This window comes from Desulfobaculum sp. (genome assembly GCF_054921475.1).
This window is the reverse complement of the sequence record NZ_JBUDSW010000309.1, coordinates 1-3701: the sequence shown is the minus strand read 5'-3', so window position 1 is coordinate 3701 and position 3701 is coordinate 1. Positions and strand designations below refer to the sequence as shown.

4 protein-coding genes are annotated in these 3701 nt (G+C 64.6%); 1 reads left to right on the top strand and 3 read right to left on the bottom strand.

Annotated elements, in window-relative coordinates; genetic code table 11:
* The 3 genes from ACY69P_RS15085 to ACY69P_RS15075 all read right to left on the bottom strand — a co-directional run.
* On the bottom strand, positions 1-626 hold a 626-nt coding region (locus tag ACY69P_RS15085), incomplete at its 3' end, for an efflux RND transporter permease subunit (protein ID WP_462328068.1).
* Positions 623-1987, bottom strand: coding sequence for an efflux RND transporter periplasmic adaptor subunit (locus ACY69P_RS15080; protein ID WP_462328067.1), 1365 nt, complete (start codon positions 1985-1987; stop codon positions 623-625). The genes ACY69P_RS15085 and ACY69P_RS15080, both read right to left, overlap by 4 nt.
* A gap of 66 nt (positions 1988-2053) precedes the next feature.
* Positions 2054-2695, bottom strand: coding sequence for a TetR/AcrR family transcriptional regulator (locus tag ACY69P_RS15075; protein ID WP_462328066.1), 642 nt, complete (start codon positions 2693-2695; stop codon positions 2054-2056).
* Between the two features lie 275 nt (positions 2696-2970).
* On the opposite strand from ACY69P_RS15075, the gene ACY69P_RS15070 reads away from it, so the two are divergent.
* Positions 2971-3701, top strand: a 731-nt coding sequence (locus ACY69P_RS15070; protein WP_462328065.1) for an ABC transporter permease, incomplete at its 3' end; no start/stop codon positions are given.

Here is a 3701-nt window from a genome sequence, read left to right as displayed (position 1 = left end):
GCGGCAATGCGGTCCGCAATGTCCGAGACGCTCAGCCCGTACTGCATCAGCGTGCCCGCACGCAGTTCAATGCGAATTTGATGGTCGGAAAAGCCCTGAATATCCACCTGCGAAATCTGGGGGAGCATGACCATGCGGTCCTTCACGCCCTCGCAGTAGAGCTTGAGGTCCGACGCGGTCATCGGGCCGGTAACGGCCACGGACACCACCATGTCCGTACGCCCCAGCTGTTTGACCACCGGGTCCTCCGCCGTGTCGGGAAAGTCGTCAATGGCGTCGATTTCCGTTTGCACGTCGTTGAGGAACTGGGGCATATCGCCGCCCTCGACCATCTCCACCACCACACTGCCAAGGCCCTCGCGGGCCTCGCTGCGCACCTCGTACACGCCGGTCACGCTGTCCACGGCGTCCTCAATGCGCTGGCATATGGCGTTTTCCACTTCCTCGGCCGTAGCACCGGGATAGACGACGCTCACTTCCACCTCGGGCGCGGTGAAGTCGGGCAGGGTTTCGCGCTGCAGGTCCGACACCGTCAACACGCCAAGGAACAGGAATATCCCCATCAGCAGGTTGGCGGCTGTGGGATGCGCGGTAAAGAATTCTACGGCGGGCTTGATGGCCTTCATCGGACCGCCCCCGCTCCGGTGGCCTCGGCGCGCACGCGGCTCAGGGCCTCATCATCCACACGCGGGTCAAGGAGCATGCCTTCCACCGCCGGAACAAGGTCCGTAATCACCACCTGCTCGCCGGGGGCAACCCCCTCCAGCAGGGCCGCAACGTCGCCCTGCACCATGTCCACACGCACCGGCCGAAAGCGCAGGCGGTTTTCGGCGTCCACCACGTTCACGCGCCCCTCGCGCACGGCGGAGCGTGGCACCACGACGCGCTTGCCCCGCGGCTTCCCGCGCAGTTCCACTTCGCAGTACATGTTCTTGACCAGTGGCGGGCGCTCGCCGGGGCGCGCCTGCACGTAGGGGTTGTCCACCACCACGATAACGCCCACGGTGCGCGTTTGCGGGTCAATGGTATCGGACAGGCGCGACAGGCGCGCGTCCCATGCCACCGCCCCGCCGGGCAGGTCCAGCCGCACGGTGGCGTCCACACCGATGGCGCGGCGGATATCGTCCATATCGACCTGCTTGAGGGGAACAAGGGGCGCCTTGCCGGGGCTGAGCAGGCGCAGAAATGCGGCCAGCGGCACCTGCGCAGGCACCTCGGACGCGCCAATGGAGTCCGCCACAACCATCACCTGACCGGGCGAAACGTATTGCGTCTTCTCCACATTCACCGTGGCGATGCGGCACTCAAAGGGCGCGCGGATGACGGTGTGTTCCACATCGCGGCGGGCGTCCTCCAGCCGGGCGCGGGCGGAGTCCAGCGTAGCGCGCAGGCGCTGGCGCTCGGCGGGGATGAGGTCCAGCGTGCTTTGATAGGTCTGCACGGCGTTGCGCTGACTGAGCCACGCGCGTTCCTCGCGGTCGAACTCGGAGCGGGAAATGGTGCCACTTTCCAGCAGGCGGCGCTTGCGCTCAAGTTCCGCCCGGCTGATGGTGAGGGCCTCGGATTCCACGGTCAGTTGCCGCTCGGTATTGCGCTTTTTTTGGTCCAACTCACGCAGCCGGGCCAGTGCGCTTTGCACGTCGGCCTCGGCGCGCTGGCGGGCAAGGCGGTAGCTGGTGGGATCTATGCGCAACAGTTCCGCCCCGGCGGGCAAAATAGCCCCGGCATCAAGGCTGGTGTGCACGGCGACCACCTTGCCGCTGACCTCGGCCACGGCCTCCCACACCTGCGCGGGCTGCACGTTGCCATAGCCCACGGCGCGGGGCACCACGTCCACCTCCGGCGCGGGGATAACACGCACAGCGCGGGCAATCTCCGTCCCCTCAAGCCGCTGGGGCTGCTGCTTGGTCTTCACCAGCGCCACAAAAATAAGCACTCCGATGAGCACTACCGGAACAAGAAGCATCCGGCGCGACACCCTCTTCATAGTCCCCACTCCCTTCCCGTCCGCACTGCGGACGTGTTGCACACATGTCGTTCCATGGCCCGCGCCCTACTGGCCTGCGGGCGTCTTATCGGCGCTCTTGTCCCCGGCGGTTTCACCATCAGCATGCTCGTCAAGAGACGGCGGCGTGATGAACAGCCCGGAGGTCAACATGGTGAACCACGTCCGGGCCACTTCGTTTGGCTCCTTGCCCTCGTCAAAGGTCTCCGGAACCATGTAGTTGTTGATGACCGCGCTGATGATGCCCGTGGCGATTTCCGGGTCAATGGAGGGGCGGATTTCGCCCTGCGCCACGCCCTTGCGGATAAGGGCCGTATAGCGCTGGAGCCCGCGGGCGCGCCGCAGTTGCACGCGCTCCCAAATCTGCGGGTACTCGCGCTTGAGGTCGCGCATAAAGGGCTGGGATATCTTGGAGGAAAAGGCAAAAATGCGGCGGTACACCGCGCCAAAGCAGTCCGTCACCTTGTCCGCGGACTCCATGGCCGTAAACACCTCGCCAAGGCGCTGCTCCATGGACCGCTGGACGTATTCGTCCACAAGGGCTTCCTTGCCCTGAAAGACCTTGTACAGCGTCTTCTTGCTCATCCCCAGTTCGTGGGCGATGTCATCCATGGTCACGCGGCGCAGACCATATTGCTCAAACTTCTCTGCGGCGACGGCCAAAATGCGTTCGCGGCGTTTCTCATCCATTGTGCTCTCCTTTCACCGAGGAAACCATTCACGTTTCCAAAGTTTCCTTCACTTTTGCATGGAAACCATACCGGGTCAACAGGGTGTCAAAAGATACATCAACGCAGGCAAAAGGCAGGGCGGACAAGGCTTTTCCTCTGCCGCCAAATACAGGCGGAGGAAACTCGCGCCGCGATGTGGGTTTCGCGCCATTGACGGCGCGCCATGGTAGGCACTGCGGCGTCACAGCCGCGTCTGACATTGCGATTGAGGGCGGTTACTTATATAACCATGCAATGGAAACCACGCGCCACACACCAGCGAAGCATGCTCCCCCCGCATCCGTCACCCGCGAGGGCGGCGGCATCATCCTTGCCGGACGGCTGGATTCGCGCGGCACGTCCGTCATCTGGAAGCAGGCTCTGGGCTTGGCCGGCGCCGGAGAATGCGCGTTTATCGACCTCTCGCGCGTCAGCTATCTGGACACCATGGGCGCGGGGCTAATTCTGCGCATGCGGCAGGCCGCCACGCGCGGCGATGCGCCGCCCCTGACCGGCACCAACGCCGACCACGACCGCCTGCTGGCCCTCTTTGACGGGGCGGACCTTGCCGCGCCCACCGCGCCCCGCCGTGGCGGATTTGTGGAGCAGGTCGGCGACTCCGCCGTGGCCGTGGCCCGCGACTTCAAGGACCTTGTCACCTTTGTGGGCGAAGGCGCGTTCTCTCTGCTGTGCGCCATGCGCTCGCCCTCCTGCATCCGGTGGAAGGACACCATCGCCACCTGCGAGAGCGCGGGCGTCAACGCCCTGCCCATCATCGCCCTTATCGGCTTCCTCATGGGCCTTATTACGGCCTTTCAATCCGCCGTCCCCATGCAGCGCTTTGGCGCGGACATCTACGTGGCCAACCTCCTTGGCCTTTCCATGCTGCGCGAGCTTGGCCCGCTGGTGACGGCCATCCTGCTTGCGGGACGGTCCGGGTCGGCCTTTGCCGCGGAAATCGGCACCATGGTCATCAATGAAGAAGT